At 44.6% G+C, this 17,750-nt stretch carries 18 protein-coding genes; 17 read left to right on the top strand and 1 reads right to left on the bottom strand.

The window, feature by feature from the left end:
* On the bottom strand, positions 1 to 439 hold a 439-nt coding region (locus tag ACFQZE_RS23885), incomplete at its 3' end, for a hypothetical protein (RefSeq protein WP_379361880.1).
* Between the two features lie 1,041 nt (positions 440 to 1,480).
* Between ACFQZE_RS23885 and ACFQZE_RS23880 the strand changes: the two genes are divergently transcribed.
* The 17 genes from ACFQZE_RS23880 (at position 1,481) to ACFQZE_RS23800 (ending at position 17,743) form a co-directional block, all read left to right on the top strand.
* Positions 1,481 to 2,347, top strand: a complete 867-nt coding sequence (locus ACFQZE_RS23880; RefSeq protein WP_379361878.1) for a tyrosine-type recombinase/integrase — start codon at positions 1,481 to 1,483, stop codon at positions 2,345 to 2,347.
* A 7-nt stretch (positions 2,348 to 2,354) separates the two neighbouring features.
* Positions 2,355 to 3,176, top strand: a complete 822-nt coding sequence (locus tag ACFQZE_RS23875; protein ID WP_379361876.1) for a conjugal transfer protein — start codon at positions 2,355 to 2,357, stop codon at positions 3,174 to 3,176.
* A 12-nt stretch (positions 3,177 to 3,188) separates the two neighbouring features.
* Positions 3,189 to 3,809 (top strand): metal-dependent hydrolase, encoded by a 621-nt coding sequence (locus ACFQZE_RS23870; RefSeq protein WP_379361874.1) that lies wholly within the window; start codon positions 3,189 to 3,191, stop codon positions 3,807 to 3,809.
* 15 nt (positions 3,810 to 3,824) lie between these two features.
* The gene (locus ACFQZE_RS23865; RefSeq protein WP_379361872.1) at positions 3,825 to 4,106 is read left to right on the top strand and encodes a hypothetical protein; all 282 of its coding nucleotides are present in this window, start codon (positions 3,825 to 3,827) and stop codon (positions 4,104 to 4,106) included.
* On the top strand, positions 4,106 to 4,828 hold the full coding sequence (locus tag ACFQZE_RS23860) for a TcpE family conjugal transfer membrane protein (protein WP_379361870.1): 723 nt from the start codon (positions 4,106 to 4,108) through the stop codon (positions 4,826 to 4,828). The genes ACFQZE_RS23865 and ACFQZE_RS23860 overlap by 1 nt, the downstream gene beginning before the upstream one ends.
* Entirely contained in the window at positions 4,797 to 7,337 is a 2,541-nt protein-coding gene (locus ACFQZE_RS23855) for an ATP-binding protein (protein WP_379361868.1), read from the top strand. The genes ACFQZE_RS23860 and ACFQZE_RS23855 overlap by 32 nt, the downstream gene beginning before the upstream one ends.
* Complete coding sequence (locus tag ACFQZE_RS23850; protein ID WP_379361866.1) at positions 7,312 to 8,937, top strand: TrbL/VirB6 family protein; 1,626 nt, start codon at positions 7,312 to 7,314, stop codon at positions 8,935 to 8,937. Before ACFQZE_RS23855 ends, ACFQZE_RS23850 begins: the two co-directional genes overlap by 26 nt.
* Before the next feature lie 71 nt (positions 8,938 to 9,008).
* Positions 9,009 to 9,245 carry a hypothetical protein gene (locus ACFQZE_RS23845; RefSeq protein ID WP_379361864.1) on the top strand — a complete coding sequence of 79 codons (237 nt, stop codon included), beginning with the start codon at positions 9,009 to 9,011 and terminating at the stop codon, positions 9,243 to 9,245.
* 842 nt (positions 9,246 to 10,087) lie between these two features.
* Complete coding sequence (locus ACFQZE_RS23840; protein WP_379361862.1) at positions 10,088 to 10,555, top strand: hypothetical protein; 468 nt, start codon at positions 10,088 to 10,090, stop codon at positions 10,553 to 10,555.
* The gene (locus ACFQZE_RS23835; protein WP_379361860.1) at positions 10,556 to 10,993 is read left to right on the top strand and encodes a site-2 protease family protein; all 438 of its coding nucleotides are present in this window, start codon (positions 10,556 to 10,558) and stop codon (positions 10,991 to 10,993) included.
* Positions 10,986 to 12,215 (top strand): CpaE/TadZ family protein, encoded by a 1,230-nt coding sequence (locus tag ACFQZE_RS23830; RefSeq protein WP_379361858.1) that lies wholly within the window; start codon positions 10,986 to 10,988, stop codon positions 12,213 to 12,215. The genes ACFQZE_RS23835 and ACFQZE_RS23830 overlap by 8 nt, the downstream gene beginning before the upstream one ends.
* Positions 12,212 to 13,453 (top strand): CpaE/TadZ family protein, encoded by a 1,242-nt coding sequence (locus tag ACFQZE_RS23825; protein ID WP_379361856.1) that lies wholly within the window; start codon positions 12,212 to 12,214, stop codon positions 13,451 to 13,453. Before ACFQZE_RS23830 ends, ACFQZE_RS23825 begins: the two co-directional genes overlap by 4 nt.
* 5 nt (positions 13,454 to 13,458) lie before the next feature.
* Positions 13,459 to 14,163: an SAF domain-containing protein gene (locus tag ACFQZE_RS23820; protein ID WP_379361854.1), complete on the top strand. Its 705-nt coding sequence runs from the start codon at positions 13,459 to 13,461 to the stop codon at positions 14,161 to 14,163.
* A 21-nt stretch (positions 14,164 to 14,184) separates the two neighbouring features.
* Entirely contained in the window at positions 14,185 to 15,669 is a 1,485-nt protein-coding gene (locus ACFQZE_RS23815) for an ATPase, T2SS/T4P/T4SS family (RefSeq protein WP_379361852.1), read from the top strand.
* Positions 15,666 to 16,529 (top strand): type II secretion system F family protein, encoded by an 864-nt coding sequence (locus ACFQZE_RS23810; RefSeq protein ID WP_379361850.1) that lies wholly within the window; start codon positions 15,666 to 15,668, stop codon positions 16,527 to 16,529. Before ACFQZE_RS23815 ends, ACFQZE_RS23810 begins: the two co-directional genes overlap by 4 nt.
* 11 nt (positions 16,530 to 16,540) lie before the next feature.
* Positions 16,541 to 17,434: a hypothetical protein gene (locus tag ACFQZE_RS23805; protein ID WP_379361848.1), complete on the top strand. Its 894-nt coding sequence runs from the start codon at positions 16,541 to 16,543 to the stop codon at positions 17,432 to 17,434.
* 90 nt (positions 17,435 to 17,524) lie between these two features.
* Complete coding sequence (locus ACFQZE_RS23800) at positions 17,525 to 17,743, top strand: hypothetical protein (RefSeq protein WP_379361846.1); 219 nt, start codon at positions 17,525 to 17,527, stop codon at positions 17,741 to 17,743.
* The last annotated feature ends 7 nt before the right edge of the window (positions 17,744 to 17,750 follow it).

Raw genomic sequence — 17,750 nt, 5'->3', positions numbered from 1 at the left:
CAGCTCGATCGCCGGCACGAGACGTTCCTGGAGCGCAGCCGGGTCGGCCAATCGATTGACCAGCTGCTACACCGGCGACGGATCCGGAGGAGCTGCAGCCGACATCATCGCGGACGCTGCCGTCAGCTGCAGCTCGATCGCCGGCACGAGACGTTCCTGGAGCGCAGCCGGGTTGGCCAATCGATTGACCAGCTGCTACACCGGCGACGGATCCGGAGGAGCTGCAGCCGACGTCATCGCGGACGCTGCCGTCAGCTGCAGCTCGATCGCCGGCACGAGACGTTCCTGGAGCGCAGCCGGGTTGGCCAATCGATTGACCAGCTGCTGCGCACCGGCGGCGATCCGGAGGAGCTGCAGCCGACGTCATCGCGGACGCTGCCGTCAGCTGCAGCTCGATCGCCGGCACGAGACGTTCCTGGAGCGCAGCCGGGTCAGCCAATCGATTGACCAGCTGCTACACCGGCGACGGATCCGGAGGAGCTGCAGCCGACGTCATCGCGGACGCTGCCGTCAGCTGGAGCTCGATCGCCGGCACGAGACGTTCCTGTTCAGAATTATTAATATGTTATAAAATTTTATAACATAGAGCGCGATTTTTCTCAGCCTTACAGGATAGTGGGGGACTACTTTGCTGCTTGGAAAGATTCTTGTAATTCAAGTACAGACGCTATGGGGGGGACGTGCTAAAAGCTACAATTGGGGGAGCGTCTGCCCATGAATTAAAAGAATCTTTCCAACCACCAAAGTAGATATTGAATCTATTTGACTAATAAAAAAACAGGAAACTATTGTTAATAAACTAAAGTATTTATTTTTCCATATGATGATTGGTTTGCATGGTAAATCATTGAAAAGCAAAGGATAACCATGGTATAATAGCACTATATTTAATAATATCTTTCGATCTAAGAGCCTGTTTTTTTTGTATTTTTATAGGGGTCTATCGAACTATCTAATGGGAGGTGGGAGCTTGAATGAACTGCCCGAAATGTAGACTAGGAATCATGGAGAAAATGGGTGGGGTTCATTTATCGGAGGGACCTTTGAAATTGACTAAAGTGCATGACGAGACTCACCCGTTCTTGGAATTTTACGTCTGCAGTAGGGGAGATTGTGGGGAAGTGGATTTGAGGTCGATTTGGGGAGGCCAATCATCACCCAAGTACCTAACTGGTTATATCGAATTAAAACCAGGTCCCCTGGAGCTGAAGTTTGGAAGTCATCCTGATAATGTAGCTGCACTGGAATTACGTCTCGATAATGGTGTCCAGATAAAAGCAGCCCCTGATTCCTACTCTTGGGCAAAGAGAATACTACGGGAATCCATGGATCATCGATAGAGGATACATGCGAAGGAGCTGCCATAGTTACGATACCACAAATAGGGACAGGGAGTGTAGAACATGTTGAATGGGAAGGATCCCAAATCGAGGGTAAACAACCTGAAGAATTGCAGGATGGCAGTAGGTAGGGTAAGTCTATGGAGTCATTTAAGCGTTGGCTAGTTAGACAAGGGAAAAGCAAGATCACCATTGACGTTTATGTTCGATCTGTTATGCAAATGCAAGCTTGGTGGCAGAGTGTAAGAGGAGTTTTGTTTGAGCCTATCAAAGTTGAAGCGCAAGATCTGGAAGACTGGCTTAATTACATGCAAATTGATGCAAGCTACCTTCCTTCGAAGCATGAAAAACCGCGTTCCTATTCTTTGGCGACAATAAAGAGCTCCCTGGCAGGAGTACGCAGCTATTTTCAGTTTTTAGTGATCAACAAGATACTAGATTGTAGTCCTGCTGCTGAATTGAAACTGGATATGACGACTTACCCAAAGCCGAGTGGAGGCTGGCTAGAGCCAGAAGAGAAGAATCGATTACTTCAATGGATTGCTAGTGAGATTGCTCACGCCAGGAAAGAACGACGACGTCAGCTTATTCGAAATAAGGCAATTATTTATTCTGCATTATATGGAGGTCTGACAGCTGGGGAAGTTGTGCGATGCACGATTACTGACATCTCCTTTAACCCCCCAATTATTCAAATTGGAGATCGGGCAGTACTGATGGGAAAAGTACTATGCAGTTCAATGAAAGATTGGGTTCATTTGCGAGCAGCCGATTTAGAAGCTCCGTTATTCAGTTCTCAAATGGGACGGTTGACGGAGGATGGAATTACAAATTTTTTAAAGAACTACGCTAGGGAAACCGGTTTGCAGAATCTCACCATGCAAAGCCTGAGACACACGTATGCAAGAGACTTGGCCCTGCAAGGCAAATCAACAATTGAAATTGCAGAATCCCTTGGTTTGCATGCGGAGAACGCTCGTCGCTACAGATTCGGGTTAAGGAGGTGAACACAAAATGATACGAAAAGGGGTTAGCTTTCTTCTCTACATATTGCTGGGATTGGGGGCCATAGGTGGTATTGGGGTCTTAACAAATCTTGGTGGCGACTCTGTAGGCTCCGTTCAAACCAACGATACTGCATCAATGAAGGCAATAGCTGAGCAATTTGTGGAGATTTATATGACGATGGACAACAACCAAGAGGAGCGCCGGACCAGGCTATCCAGCATCGCCCCGGATGCAGCGCTGGTTGTTTCCAAGACAATGAAAGAAGAGCAAACGGTTGAAACGGTTGTTGCTAATGAGCCCTTTTTCTCTAATGGCCGCGCAATCGTAACGGTAGATGCTTGGGTGTCGACGTTTCGCGAGGTAGTGGTAGAGAATGATAAGACAGAGCGGCAAAAGGTCCTGCGAAATTTTAGCCTGTATGTCTACTTGAGCAAAGATGCTGACGGTCGTTACTTCGTCAACGGTTTACCAATCGTCCACGAAAGTAAACTGGCCCAATCAACGACTCGGATGATGGATGAAAGTTTAATCGCGACAAGGGACGCTATGATGCCAACCCTTAACGCTGTGATTCCGGCCCTATTTAATGGAGCATTAAATGAGGTCGCAAATTACCTAACCGACCAACCTACAATCCGCGATTACACTGGCGATTTTGATTTCCAAGCTATAGAGAATGTGTGGATTAGGGAATCGGAGAAAAACAAGTATGTAGTGGACGTGGACGTTAAGGTAACGGATAAGGTGCTGCAAAGTGATCTATTTTTCCGCTTAAATATGAGAATGATCTTTGAGGACGGAAAATATTACCTTGAATTTGTTGGTTAAGGGGAGAGTGCATTGAACGGAAAGGTGCATGCGCTAGCAGGTGTAGTGGCAGCCGAAGGAGCCATTATTACATTTCATCAACCGGCAGTTTCCTTCGTAACGTTTTTTGCTCTTTTGGGTGGATTTTTTCTCGGCGTGGCAGCAGATCTTGACGATTCGGACGCTACACTGGCGCAGCAGCAACCGTTTCGATTATTCTCCATGATCTTTGAAAGATTACCCTTTGTGCAGCATCGGGGAATTACGCATTCGCTAATAGCCATTGTTTTGCTCTTTGGATTGTTTAACACTGTTCTGGCGTTGCCTGAAGCACTTGTATGGGCGTTAATGGCTGCATATGTCTCACATATTCTGTTGGACATGTTTACAGCCGATGGCGTAGAACTATTCTGGCCATTGCGTTTCCGTATAAAGCTACTTCCTTCGATTATCGCCGTTTCAAGCGGCGACCGTTCCATCGTGCAATCGATACTAAGAGTACTGTTGTCTGCTGTATTTTACTTATTTACTATTCATTTGCTCGTCAATGCATTGAATTTTGTGCCATTACTTGGCCCATACCTTATTGAGCTGTGGAATGGTAAAGTCTTGAACTTATTACCTCAGGAAATAAAAACATGGATGGTCTATTAAAGGAGGATATTTGAAATGTTCCAATTTAACTATCAATTATTCGGCGTACCCATTTTGGATACGATTTTCACTGTTTTAATCAAATTTGCAGCGGCGTGGCTAATGATACTTATCGTTAAAAACATTATTAAATATTATCAAGAAGGGAACTACCCACAGTTGGCCATATCGGCAATTGTGGGTGCACTCGTACTTGGTGTAATCATTGGTCTTAACAACGTATATACGTGGGGTCAAGCGCTAATGGGCATGTTTACTAAAGGTGGCGGTGGTTCCGGAGGCGGTGGTGTTAGCTAATGGCATGGCAAGACTATCGGACTTATAAAAATCTCTTCAAAGTCAAGATGGACATTAGAAGTTTTGGCACAGGTCCATTTAAAATGAGTTTGCCTGAAGGAGTTTCCATTAATGGAGACATGTTTTTTATTTTTGCTATTACTCTCCCGGTGTCTCGTTTTGTATTAGCCCCACTTTTGGGGCTAATTACTTTAACGAACGGGTCTCCCGTTGAGTCCTTTATGTTGTGGATTTATGGTCTGATGATATCGGGTCTCATTGCTTATATGTACCGAAATAAGGAGCCAGCGGGCAAAAGCTTGCGCAAGTATATCATGGATTTAATCCGGTTTATGTTTCGCGCACGTTGGCATGATGGTTGGGAAGAAATAAATACCAAATTCTATAAAGGTAGTAGTGGATTTCGGGTAGGTGTTTCCTACCTTGAAAGGGACGCTGTAGCCTCACTACCCGCAGAGGGTTATGCGCAGGAACTGGAGCTTAGGGTTCCGACAGGTGTGCAAATTAAAGGAAAAAAAATACGTATTTCAAAACGCGGGAAAAAATATGGCCCTGGTCACTACCGAGTGGAAGGGAAGCAGTTGGTCCAAATCGACACGCGCTTAAAAGTTGATCAAGTGAATATTGAATCAACGCATGCAGTGCCGGTTAAGCAACCGCCAAAAATAAAACGGAGGAGGGAGGAACTTAATGATGATGCCGATCATGTACATGGAGGATAATCGAGTCTTCGATGTTACGGGGAGTGCGTATGCTTTATTTAAAATTCCTTCACGCCCTTACGCATTTATTCCGAGGCAAAAGAAGAAGGAGTATATCAAAGAAGTGGATACGGCCTTTTCTTCGTTTGTCCAGGACTATCATTTGTATCTACTGACAAAGCAAAAATCAGCGAAGCAATTGCAGCAGCAGCTTCAAGGCATATCCAAATTAAGCGGCTGGGAAGAGCAGTCCAATTTGGCCGTGAAAAGTTATGAAGAAAAGCAGCCATTTGATCGTATTAATTTCATTTGTGTACCACTTAAAAAACGTGTAGTTCTGACGAATTCTGATGAAGAGTTCAGCGAAGTCGTACGTCAGCGTATGATTAACATCTGGCGAGGCATTAAAGATGTAAAAGATAAATTCTCCAAGTCTGATGACGTCTTGCCGTATGATGTTTTGGAATCAAGTCGAAGGCAATCAGAAGAATTGTATACAGAAAGCCTGAGGTTATTTAAAGGTGTTACGCCAGCTACCATTTCTGAAACGGAATGGTGGCTCAAAAAAGGGTATTACAGAGGATTGAAGGATCCGGAATTGATGATCCCGACGCCGTTCCCTGCTCAAGTCATAAAAAAATCGGGTGTTATGGCTATCCGGCCAATTCGAAACACCATTTTGACGATTTCAGATAAGGCCATTCGCGAGCGTCTTCATCATATGAAAATTCACCATGGGACAGATGAAGTTTCCTTTCAATCTTCTTTTACCGTTTTGAAAACTCCGAATGTTATTGATTATAGGGATCCGACCGGAGTGGAATGGATATATCAAATTATTGAAAAGTTGAAGTTTCCGGTAGATGTAGCCATTCATGTCCGAATGGAGAGCAACGAGGAAGCGAAGCCGAAATTAGATCGAAAGAATAAGATTGCTAAATCCCAAATCAAGGAATACAAAGATAGTGATTCCGACGAAGCGGACGAATTCAACCAATCGCAGGTACCGGAAGAACTCTCAGAGGAAATGTACAATGTAAATTCCCTGCGGCGAAAGTTTCGTGAGTTTAAGCAGCCTTTAATGCATTCCACTACGATCTTTACTATGGGGTCTGATTCCTACAAAGAGCTGAAATTCCGAATGTCGGAGTTTAAAGAAGTTGCGAGAAAACACGTTATTGTAGTGAATCCGGCAACAGATCAGAAAAAGATGTGGCAGGCCTTTTATCCTTTTGGTGAAAAATTACCGGTGCAGTGGGAATTACCCATGGATCCTGGCGTATTGGCTGCAGCTGCACCTTTTGCGATAAGAACCTTGGGGGATCCAATTGGATTTCGTCTCGGGAAGTTAACTGCGACGGGACGAGTCGTTATGATGAAGCCGGATCGTCCGGCACTTGAGCTACAGCGAACCGGAGCGATTTTGATTTGCGGAGTCATGGGATCAGGGAAGACCGTAACAATGAAAGATATTATGTACCACATGCTGCAATTAGGGGCATATGGATTTACAAATGATCCAAAAGGGGACTGGGCTGTATTCTTCGAGCATCCAGAGATTAAAAAGATCGGGAAACTGATTAAGTTTACGCCTGGATCAGATACGGTGTTTACACCATTACGGCTAGCAGCGACAAGTGAAGGTTGTTATGAGGCAGCATTTGGGGTACTAGAGCTCATTTTGAATCACTCCAATGCCGAATTGAGAAATATCATTATAGGGGAAATTTTAAGTAAGGTTTATGAAACGAAAAAGTGGGATATGTTCACTTTTGAAGAAGTGGCCCAAGAAATGCTTGATAATGAAACATCGCTACTACGTAAGCAAGATCTGGATCTAGTTATCTCGCAGATCAAACAACTCAAAAACCATGGGACAGGGCGCATGATATTTGGGGAAGATACTGGAGAACATCTTTTCCAAAGCAAACGTTTCATCTGTGCGGTAACGCGGGGATTATCTATTCCTGGGCGTGGTGCAAGTCGATCAGAATGGAGTTACAACGAGCGCTTATCCGTAGCCATGCTCTATGCAGTGATAACGCTGGCTCTTAGATACTTGATGACGTTGCCTGGAGACGTGTTAAAAGCGTTAGCGTGGGAAGAGTTTTGGTTCCTGAAGCGTTTTGAGCGCGGGCGGCAGTTGTACAACGAAGCGTTGCGTCTATCTCGTTCAGAAAAAATGATTCCAATTATGGCCACGCAAAATCCAACAGACATTGAATCTAGTGATGATGATGACGATGATATTACAGGCCTTTTTGGCTGGAAATTTATGCTCCGCCTAGATTCGACGAAACAAGTTAGATATGCTTTACACGAGTTAATGGGTTTGGTTGATGAAGACCCAGAAAGTTGGATGAAAGATTTTTCGGAAAAATACAAGGATGGTATGGGGTTGGTGTCTGATCCAGAAGGACGAATAGGAGAAATGCAAGTTGAAATACTGGATCCGAGCCTTATGAAGTATTTGAAGTCAACGCCACCTGAAGGAGTAGTGGAGCATGACCAAGCGACCTTGGAAATATAAAACGCTTATCGTAGCTCTATTCCTGTTTGTCGGATTATTCTTAGTGGCAGGTCCTGTAAGCGCGGAGTATAAAGAGAAGGATGAGTTATTTCCTGAAATCGAGGGATTTGAACATCCACCACTCTCCAATTATGAATGGGATCACAAGGGATGGACTAGTGCATGGGAGCCGTTATTTGTTGTAGACAAGGTTCTCTTTCTCTTGGTTGTATTTCTCGTTCGCTTTAGTTTAATGATATTGGATTTTGGAATGAATCCTACCTTCTTTGAGGGATTCATAACCATTTTGTGGGATATTGTTCAAAAGAATACGAAGGATCTTGTTTACTATTTCTTACCGATCATTATCTTAATTGGAGTGTTTTTTGTTGTAAAGGATTACGGCAAGGGTCAATATCCAGCGATGATAAAGCGGTTTGTAACATTCATGATAGCTAGTGCGGGTCTCTCTGTTTTCCTAGCTATCGGAGTACCAACTATCATTATGGTCAACAATGCTGTGGATGAATTGACAGGTGCCATTTCTGGGGGACTCTCCAGTAATCAAGGTAAAGAAGATGCGGAGAAAAATTTCTATTCTGTTGTCTGGGATCAAATGGTTCATACACCATTCGCGCTAGGCGAGGTATCAGAAAAAGATTTGGCACTAACTCCAACTGAAGCCAGTAAGATCAACTCGGAAATTTCTCCCTATCGTGTATCTGCTGGTGAGGAATGGGCGGCGGTCATTTTACGCTTTCCAAAAGGATCTGATGAGAGAAACGAGATAGTGGATCTTTTTGAAGAGAATCATAAAGAGCTACAGGTTGTTGCTTTCAATGCCGCGGATCGCTTTTTTATCGTATTGGTATGCTTACTTGCATCAGTGAGTGTTATTTTATTTTCTTTATTTTTTGGCATCATACTCATTATTCTCTTTTTCTACTTTGTTTTTGTTTTGGCTGGTGGGATGATTATTATTCCCCTTTCATTTATACCGTCAGAGGCGCCTATTGTGCTGAAGAATTGGGCTAAACAGATCATCGCTCCACTCATTTCAAAAGTAGTAGTGGGGGCATATGTAGGGCTTGTTTTTTTGATATCCGGAGCCCTGATCAAAAGTATGTTGGATAATGTTTTGTCTTTTGTGGTTGCAATGCTTTTTATGTCACTATTATTGCTTGCATCGATCGTTATATTTTTCTTTTTGTTATCCAAATTCGGATATAAGATTTTTGCGCCAATTAATTCGGCGGTTGCTCCTATGAAGAAATTCATGTTAAACCGATACAATCGGAAAAGGAGAAATAGGCAAATCGATCGCCGGAGTAGGAATAGTAAGAAATATGACGAAGATGCAGATGATGAGAATGATGATGCTGACGAGGTTACTACAGTAACTGAATCTTACAGTGGAAAGTCTAATGATAGAGTGGATAGCTCAAGTGGTGCCAACGAACGGGCAAAAGATACTGATGGAAGTAAGCCACCGCCAGCGACACGTAAACCTATCGAAGCACCTACTATAAACCTTCCTGATAGTAATGACAATGGAAAAGGTGGCGGAAGCAAAAGCGGTAATGTAGTTGCAGTCAAAAGGGATAGTGGCGATCGTACATAAAAAACATTTCACTTTTTTAAGAGGCGGATAACCGTCTCTTTTTTTTGTTTGATCGATTAAAGACCTGCGCTATGACAGCTGGCGCGTCCAAACGATCCAGCGGCTACGTACCGCCGGACAGATCGGGAAGAGCTGGCGGCCGACGTCGCCGCGGACGTTGCCATCAGTTGAAGCTTGATATCCGCCACGTTCCTGGAGGTGCCGCAGGCGAGTCTAACGATCGAGTAGCAGCTGCGAGTGGCGGACGGATCCGGAAGTGCTGGCGGCCGACGTCCCCGCGGACGCTGCCATCAGCTGCAGCTCGATAATCGGCACGTTCCTGGAGGTGTAGCAGGCGAGTCTAACGATCGAGTAGCAGCTGTGAGTGGCGGACGGATCCGGAAGAGCTGGCGGCCGACGTCGCCGCGGACGCTGCCATCAGCTGAAGCCCGGTAACCGGCATGTTCCTGGAGCGCAGCCGCCGTTCAACGATCGAGTAGCAGCTGCGCAGTAGCGGACGGATCCGGAAGAGCTGGCGGCCGACGTCGCCGTGGACGCTGCCATCAGCTGAAACCCGGTAACCGGCATGTTCCTGGAGCGCAGCCGCCGTTCAACGATCGAGTAGCAGCTGCGCAGTAGCGGACGGATCCGGAAGAGCTGGCGGCCAACGTCGTCGCGGACGCTGCCATCAGCTGCAGCTCGATAACCGGCACGTTCACTGGAGCGCAGCCGGCGCGTTAAACGATTGAGTAGCAACTGCACAGTGGGGGCGGATTCGAAAGAGCTGGCGACTGACGTCATTCCACTGGTATTTCTGACCTGCAGTGATGTGCGGTTGCCACAGCATTCTGAAATGTTTTGATCTCTAAAATATTACAAATTAGAGAAAAAAATATGATGGAAACGAAGGTGGAAATGGAGGTTGGAGTAGCCAGCTCTCTTTATTTTAGATATAGGGTAATTAGTCCTAAAATGGTTTATATCGTATACATACTATATATTTTATTTATACAATAATTTAGGACTTATAAGTCCAAAGTGAGTCTTTTATCCCTTTATATAAAATGGGCCTATTGTTGTGTTTTTTGTTGTCATCTTCCAATCTGATTGGTATAATTACCTATAAATAACCTATAAAATAAGCTACAAATAAGGAGTTGATCTGTAGAGTTTGAAAACGATACCGTTTCTGTATGTTCTTTACATCGTTTTTGCTGTTTTCCTCGGCGCTTTGTCTGCTTTGTTTTACGTGTTAGTGCAGCATGTATACACGCAAACTGCACTTGACGCATCGACAGAGGCCGGGGCAACACGAATTCAGATGGAATTAACTTGGTCCGAAAATGGGGAAGACATGGAGTCAAGGCTGATTCTTAACCAAAGCAAGGCTGAGCAAGCTGCTCGAAGCACCTTTCTCAAAAATCTATCGAATATGGAAGAACTGGGTTTGGATACAACAAGGATTGAAGTTCCAAGTTATTTTTTTCCGGATGAGCACTCAATCGGGGGAGATGTCGATTTCGAGCATGACTTTACAAGAGCTGCTGATGGTTTCAACTTTGTATTTGATAGCAATTACAATCCCGATTCAATAGATGATAATGTGCAAGGCACTTCGACCATGAGGGAGAAACGATAAATGGGGTATGTGCAATTTGCAATTGGAGCTGCACTTGCTGTTATAGTCCATGAATTGGGTCATGCATTCTTTCAAAAGCTTTTCCGTATTCCAGTTTCTCTTATCGAGTGGGGGAGTGGGCCAAGACTATTCAGAATTGGAATCTTTGAAATGAGATTGATTCCATTTAGTGGTGGCATCAGCCCTAATGGGGTTCGGCTTGCAAATGCAAAATGGAAAGGTGTCTTGATTGGACTGGGTGGCATTATTGCTCAGTGGTTTGTGACTGTGCTTATCGCCAAGTTCGATCTTTTGCGGTTTGAGTGGCTGGAAGTTATCATTCTAGTTTTTGTGGGTTGTGCGATATTGAGTTTTGGAAATCTAATTCCGTATCGAGGAACAGACGGATATTATATTTTGCAACTCTTTAAGAAGAGAAAGGCGGTTGTTCATGAATAGCAATGAAAAGGGATTTACTATCGGGCTTTATACGACCAATCCGGTAGTGGACGAGTATATCAAACACGAAATGCAGGGAACTAACATATTGTCCCTACAAGACCACGATCCTTGGGAAGGCTGCCAGGCTATCTTACTCTATGACATTGACTTGGACCGAATTCAGCATCTATATGATCTTGCCATAAAAGCGGTCGATACAACGGTGGATGTGATCTGGTATGTCGAAAATGAAAACGATAAAGAGAAGGCTCAAATGGAAAAGGAGCTTCAATCACGAGGAGTTCATGTGCATGTGGATCGGGTCGAAGACGCAGCACAAATTCTTGGCATGATCGCATTATACGAGGAAGTGAAGCGCCAGGAAACGTTAGGGGAGGTAAAAGTAGACTCGACCACTGCAGAAAAAAAGGAAACCTCATCATTACGCGACAGTTTATTTTTCAAAAGAGCTGGTGGCGAATCGTCTGATTTAATCGACGATGAATACGAATTGGATGTTGAGTCCAAAAAGAAAATCGCAGGCATCTTTCAACGTACTAAACAATCTTTGCAAATCAAACGAAGCGAAGCGCATGCTTCTTTGCCGGATGAGTTGGAAAATGTGGTGGCAGTAGCTGGCTTTCATGGAGCAGGCTCCTCGTTCATTGCTTGGAATTTGGCGCGGATCTTGGACGGCTCGAGGGTTTTGGTGGAAGGTCGGAAAACGGGGACGCTCGCAGCTTGGTTTAGCTTAGGTGAACAGGCTGTGACCAGAGGACAGTTTCTAGAGACACATCAAGGGGATCGTTACAGTCATGATCTGGATGAACTGGAGCTTGCGCTACAAGCTGATAAAGAAACCGGAAGGCGCGAACTGAAAGCTATGCGGGAAGTGCCGAAACGATTAGTTGTTGACTGTGGTCATCGCTGGGACTTGGAAGTGTACAAACGTGCGGCGGTGCGCATTTTTATCGCAGCACCAGATCCGCAGTTTATTGGGATTCGGCCGGAAGTTGACGCACATGTTGTTGTCCTTAATCAGTATCCAGAGGGCTCTTCCATTCCAGTATCCGAATTTGAAAAACGATTTAATATGAAATTTCAATTGGTTGTACCATCGCAGCCGCGGCAAGTCATGAATTCTATTTGGGGAAAACGCGCATGGGTGCTTATGGAAAACGAGAATCGTGAGAGCTGGAATGAGCTAAAGCGAATGGTTGAGAGAGAGGTGAGACTGTGAAATCCGAAGAGATAAAAGTGTTTGTCGTCATTGATACAGACTCCGCAAGGCTAATGGAGTCGTTGGCCACTCTGCAAGATTACGGGAAAGCATATGATGCGCAGCGTCCTGCTGATATGAACGGGATTTATGAGGTGGAAAGTAGAGTGGATGCGGTATTTGTCTCATCGAAAATGCCCCACCTACGCGAAAACGTCGCTAATATTATGCAGATAATAAAAGATGGTACGCAGGTTTTTGTAGTAGGTGATGTTAATCCCGACTCTTTAGGTGACCTATTTAATCTGGGAGTTAAGGATTCGATTTGTTACCCCATAAACCCTTCAGACATTAACTTACATAGGCCATTATCTGCAACGACGCTTGTCGGGGAAGGTCGGAAGATCGATGTCAATTTCGGAGGAAACTCCATAACCAGGGAGCGCTTTGTGGTCGTGTGTAAACCAAAAGGCGGGACCGGTGGGAGCGTATTTTCTTTGCAAATCGGCGCAGCCATGGCTAAATTGTCCGGGCAGACGGTGTTAATTGACGCTGACTACTGCGGAAATATAACACGTATCGCTGATCTGGAGAGCATTAATTCAATTGCTGAGTTTAGCGATGAGCAGTCCATGAAATATGACCGGGAGCAGCTAAATGAAAAGCTGGTCACTCATCAGGCAAGCGGCTTAAAGATTCTATCATCTCCGTTGAATGCTATGGCAGCCATACCAACTGCGACACTGCAGCATGCATTCAGCGCATACAAACGGTTTTATTCGCAGATTGTAGTGGACTTACATGCTGGATACACGCCACATCTTGATTATCTCAAAGATTATGCCACTGATGTTGTAGTGATCATTGATAGCGATCGGCGGCATATGGAGCGCAATTCGGAGTTTTTTACGAAGCTTATGAATCGTAACATTGATCAACAAAAGATCCACATCATTGTCAATCGTCCACGCAATCGAGAAGAAATTGAACATGTTCGATATGCTCTACGACGCCTTGGCATGGAACACATTAACTTGCATGTTTTGCCAGAAACGAAAGAATTTAAGCAGGATAGCTTGCCAATGTACAATGAACCGCGCAAATCGCCGTACAGCAAAGCAATTCGAACTATTTTTAGAGAAATGAAGTTGAACAACGGTGCAGGCACAAAATCAGATAAAGAGACAACGAAGAATGACCAGGCAGAAAAACCAAAGGCAAAATGGTTGGGGCTGCGCGGTTTATTGTATAGGAGGTAACTGTGATGAAGAAGAGAGTGCCACTTTGGATGATATGGATGCTAGCAACTGCTACGGTGGCTGCAATTCTGTTCGTCATTAATATTAATGCATCAAAAACTTGGAGTGATTTAACGCCTGTATATGTTGCCAAGCGTGAAATTCCGGTCGATCAGAAAATGTCATCTAGCGATTTTACCCGTGAGACATATCCCACAAACAAAATCCCAGCTGATGCCATTACGGAGCAGGATCTGAAGGTCATCGAGGGAAAGCTTGCTCGCATATCGATTTTGGAAGGACAAATTTTGGTTGATCGAATGGTCTCCGGATCTGGATCCATTCGTGATGTTGTCAAGAATACCGGAGCTAATTTTATCTCGATGGCCATTCCGATCGATAACGAGGACATGCCGCTTGAGGTCATTAAGAACGGTGATATCGTGTCTATGATCGGAGTGACCAAGAGAAATACGGAAGCCGGCGAAGAGATCGTATCCAAATACGTCGTTGAAAATATTCGTGTTGCTCAAGCGATTGATGATTCCCGGTCCGGCCGGCCAAAGATTATTGTACTTGTCCCTAGAGAAGTCGGGCCTGAAATCTCCAAGCATATCTGGGCTGGTAAATACAATGTAGTCATTGACCCTAATCCATTTATAGGGGCCAAAGCGAAAGATACAGAGACCAAGTACATTGATGCACAAGGCCAAAAGGTAGATGCTAAGTAGCCTAGCAGAAAGGAGATCCAAGTGGAGAATGGTTTAAAAATAGCGGATTACGAAGCAGACTGGGTACATCTAGGTGAATCAGGGAAGGTCAATCCGGAAAAGTGGAAGCAATGGCAAACGCAGCTGCTTAGCGAAGTTTTAAAGGACCAGGATAGACGGAGATCAGAAAATCGCGGCGGAACCGTCGATTTTACGGAAACGGAATATCGGCATTACTTATATGAAATTATCCAGACCATTGAGGAAGTTCCAAGTATACATTACAACGATTTAATTAAGCAATACCTGGATAATGCCTTTCGATATGGACCGGTACAGCCGCTGTGGGAGAGGCCGCGGGTTTCAGATATTCAAATATTCATTCCATACGACGATCGACATGAGCAAATTATCTCTTATGTAGAGAATCGAAAACGGAAAATTTTTAAAGATCAGCGGTTTCGTTCTTTTGAACAGGCAACAGATTGGATTAACCATCATCTAAGCCGAATCAATTTACGGTATGACCCGGCGAAAATTTACTTGGACGGAACGTTCCCGAATTTTGAAAGGATTCACATCATTTCTGGAACGTCAGGTTACTCCACTTTTGATCCAATCCAGCGAACTTATACGTTTGTTCGATGTTTAATTATCTCCATACGCCGGTTCTTACACCCTTTTAGTTGGCATGAGCTGACCGATGAAAATGAAGGGAAGCATACGATTCCGCTGGTTGACCAGTCTAGTCTCATGGCACGTGTAGATCTGAAAAAGATAAAACGACTGCCAGTCTATACTTCGTTTTCTGGAAAGGGTGCTGTAGCTGATCAAGCTACGATGGATTATCTGGAAATCTCCCAGAAACTCGAAAAAAACTTAATGTATTCGGGTGGAACAGGGACGGGGAAAACGACAATCGCCAATGCTAACCTGGCAGCTATCCCACCAGGAACACTATTGCTGATCCTGGAGGAGTCTCCTGAGATGCAGCCGCAGATTGAAGGGCATGTCATTCGTTTGTACGAAAGACCTGGAGTATTTGGTTTAGAGGACGGATTGAAAAGCGCATTGCGTATGTACCCTGATATCGTCTTCCTGTCTGAAATTCGCGATAAAATTGCCTATGTTTATGTTCAAACGATTTCATCAGGCCATGATGGGTCATCATCCACCATTCACGCATCGAGCTGCAAAGCGGTGAAAAACCGGATCGCGGATTTAGCTGCATCGCATCCATCGCGACCTGATCGGGATCAAATTTTAAAAATCCTCCATGAGCGTCTGCATGTAATCATTCACTTAAATGCAGAGCTTGAAGATCGGTTCATGGACGAGGTATGTGAGATGATCCCGGAAACGGGGGAACTTCATACGGTCTCTAGGTTTGTCAAACAGGGCGTTGATCGTTTTACAAAGAAGCCAGTCGGATATTTTGAGTTTATGGGGCCGACTGATCGTTTCGTTGAGGAAATGATGAACAATGGAATTGAAATACCGAAAAGTTGGAAGTGGGAGAAAAAATGACGGGCATAATTTTGTTTGCTGTTTGGTTCGTTTTACTACTGGCAGCCATCCAAACCATCCGACTTCGAAGACGTCATCGAATTGCAGAGTATGAACGATGGATTTCACCAAAAAAGGTGGAATCCTCCAAGATTGATAGGGTGGCCGCTAACTTCAATGTCCAAGCTCTTGTTAAGGAACGGAATCTTGTTCTTTTGCTATCAACGCCATTTGGTGTGTTAGCTGCACTCGGATTTCATTATATTCTTGGAATTGCTTGGGGAATTGGATTTGTTGTAGGTACACTGGCTCCATGGCTCATAGTGCTTTTTCTATATCAGCACTATGAACGTTCATTCCAAAAAGACGGCCGCATTAGCATAGAGTTTCTTCATTCCGTTTTAACAGCTGGAGGCAGCGTGGAGGAGTGGATCCGAGAAGTCGTTCCGCAGCTCGATGGTCCGCTGAGATCTATTTTTGACAAGGCCAATAAAAACTGGGGAACAGCGTACACGACACCACGCCTTGTTGAAGAGCTGATTCAAAAAAGCCCTGACTCCTATCTAAAGCTTGTCTATACAGGAATCCTGCACGAATATCGGAATTCCGGGGATATGGTCAAGTATACAGAGGAGGTCATGGCCGACATTATTAACCAAGAGAGATTCGAGCGCCTGATGAAGGTGCAGCGGCAGTCAGGGCAAAGTATGTTGCTCTTTGTCGGAGGATTCCCAATTTTCATGTACTTGCTCTTTCAACCTGCCATCAAGCGGACGCTAGAGCTGCATCCTACTATGAACATTGCTATGCTGGTCGGCGCTTTAGGTTATGTTGCGTTTATCTGGTATGGACTACATGCGACGAAAAGCAATGTGTTATAGGGAGGAAGACGATGAACACGATTTTTTTATATGTCATGTATGTAGCATTGGTTTTTTTGCTGACATTCCCGTTTGTCCGGCGTTTTAGTCCAGAAGTTTTTCATTTCTTCTACGATTGGGCCGAAGAATACAAATCGATGAAAGGACAAAACCGGCGTACACTAAAGTTTATTTCCAGAAAGACGGACGTTGTGGTTTCGCAAGGAGTAATTCGTCGATTTGAAAGGTTGATCCGATTAGCCGGGTATCCGATGGGACTGAGTGCTCGAGAACTCATCTTCATTTATGTTGTGATTGCAGGTGCCGGAATATATGCTTCTACGCAGGTCGTGGAGACAACAAGAATGCCGGTACTTATTCTCTCATTTTTGGTTCCAGCATGGCATATTGTCATTCTTCGGAAAAAGAAGAATGAGAGGCAATTATACGCTACGGAGTCAATACGATTCCTAAAGCGAAGATTCATTTATCTGTTAAAAAATGAAGTCGGCATCATACAAGCATTAGATAATGTCGCCAACTTAGCTCCTGGCGAGTTTGGAGAAGTGTTTCGCAGATACATGGATCAGGTCACAACAAACGAGAATAAACGGTCGCTTCGAGATGTCATGGCGGATTTCCGCATGGAATATGAAGTCAGCACACTCAATTCGTTTTGTATGGCCATTGAGCTTAGTGAGCTTAAATCACCCGGAGCGCTGGCAGACCAAATCTACCGACAGACGCTGAAAGAAAATGCGTCATTGGAGGAGTTCGTCGAGAAAAAGCTTCATGTCACCAAGGGAAAAATGATTGGTGTGGTGGCGGTGGCTTCCGTCTGGACTTTGGCTTTAACGGTGTGGTTCTCTGTCGTTGCTTTCTTCGATTACTTCACTGGCGCCGGCGGATTTATGTTCTTGAGATAAAAAGCAGTTACTTGTTCTGGAGGTGGGGATTAGGCACAAATCGATTAGCAAGGGGCTTTATTTAAAAAATTATAAAAGGAGTGTTTTTCCATGAATCAAAGTAAGAAGGCTCTCAAGACAGGTCGAATTCTTTCGGCAATTATTTTCCTATTGATTGGCGCCTTTTCTTTCGCCGCTGTTGCTGTTGAATTTAACATCCCGTTTCTGGTTGTCGGCATTCTGTGTGTAGCGTTCTCCGGATATACCGTGTTCAAAACGTTTAGTTCTCCTAAGGCAAAGCAAGATCGCCAAGAAGATTTTGAGCTATAACAAATGC

The organism is Paenibacillus sp. GCM10027627 (genome assembly GCF_042675505.1).
Lineage (GTDB): Bacteria > Bacillota > Bacilli > Paenibacillales > Paenibacillaceae > Pristimantibacillus.
Note: the sequence above shows the minus strand (reverse complement) of the source record. Positions and strands in the feature narration are given on the sequence as shown.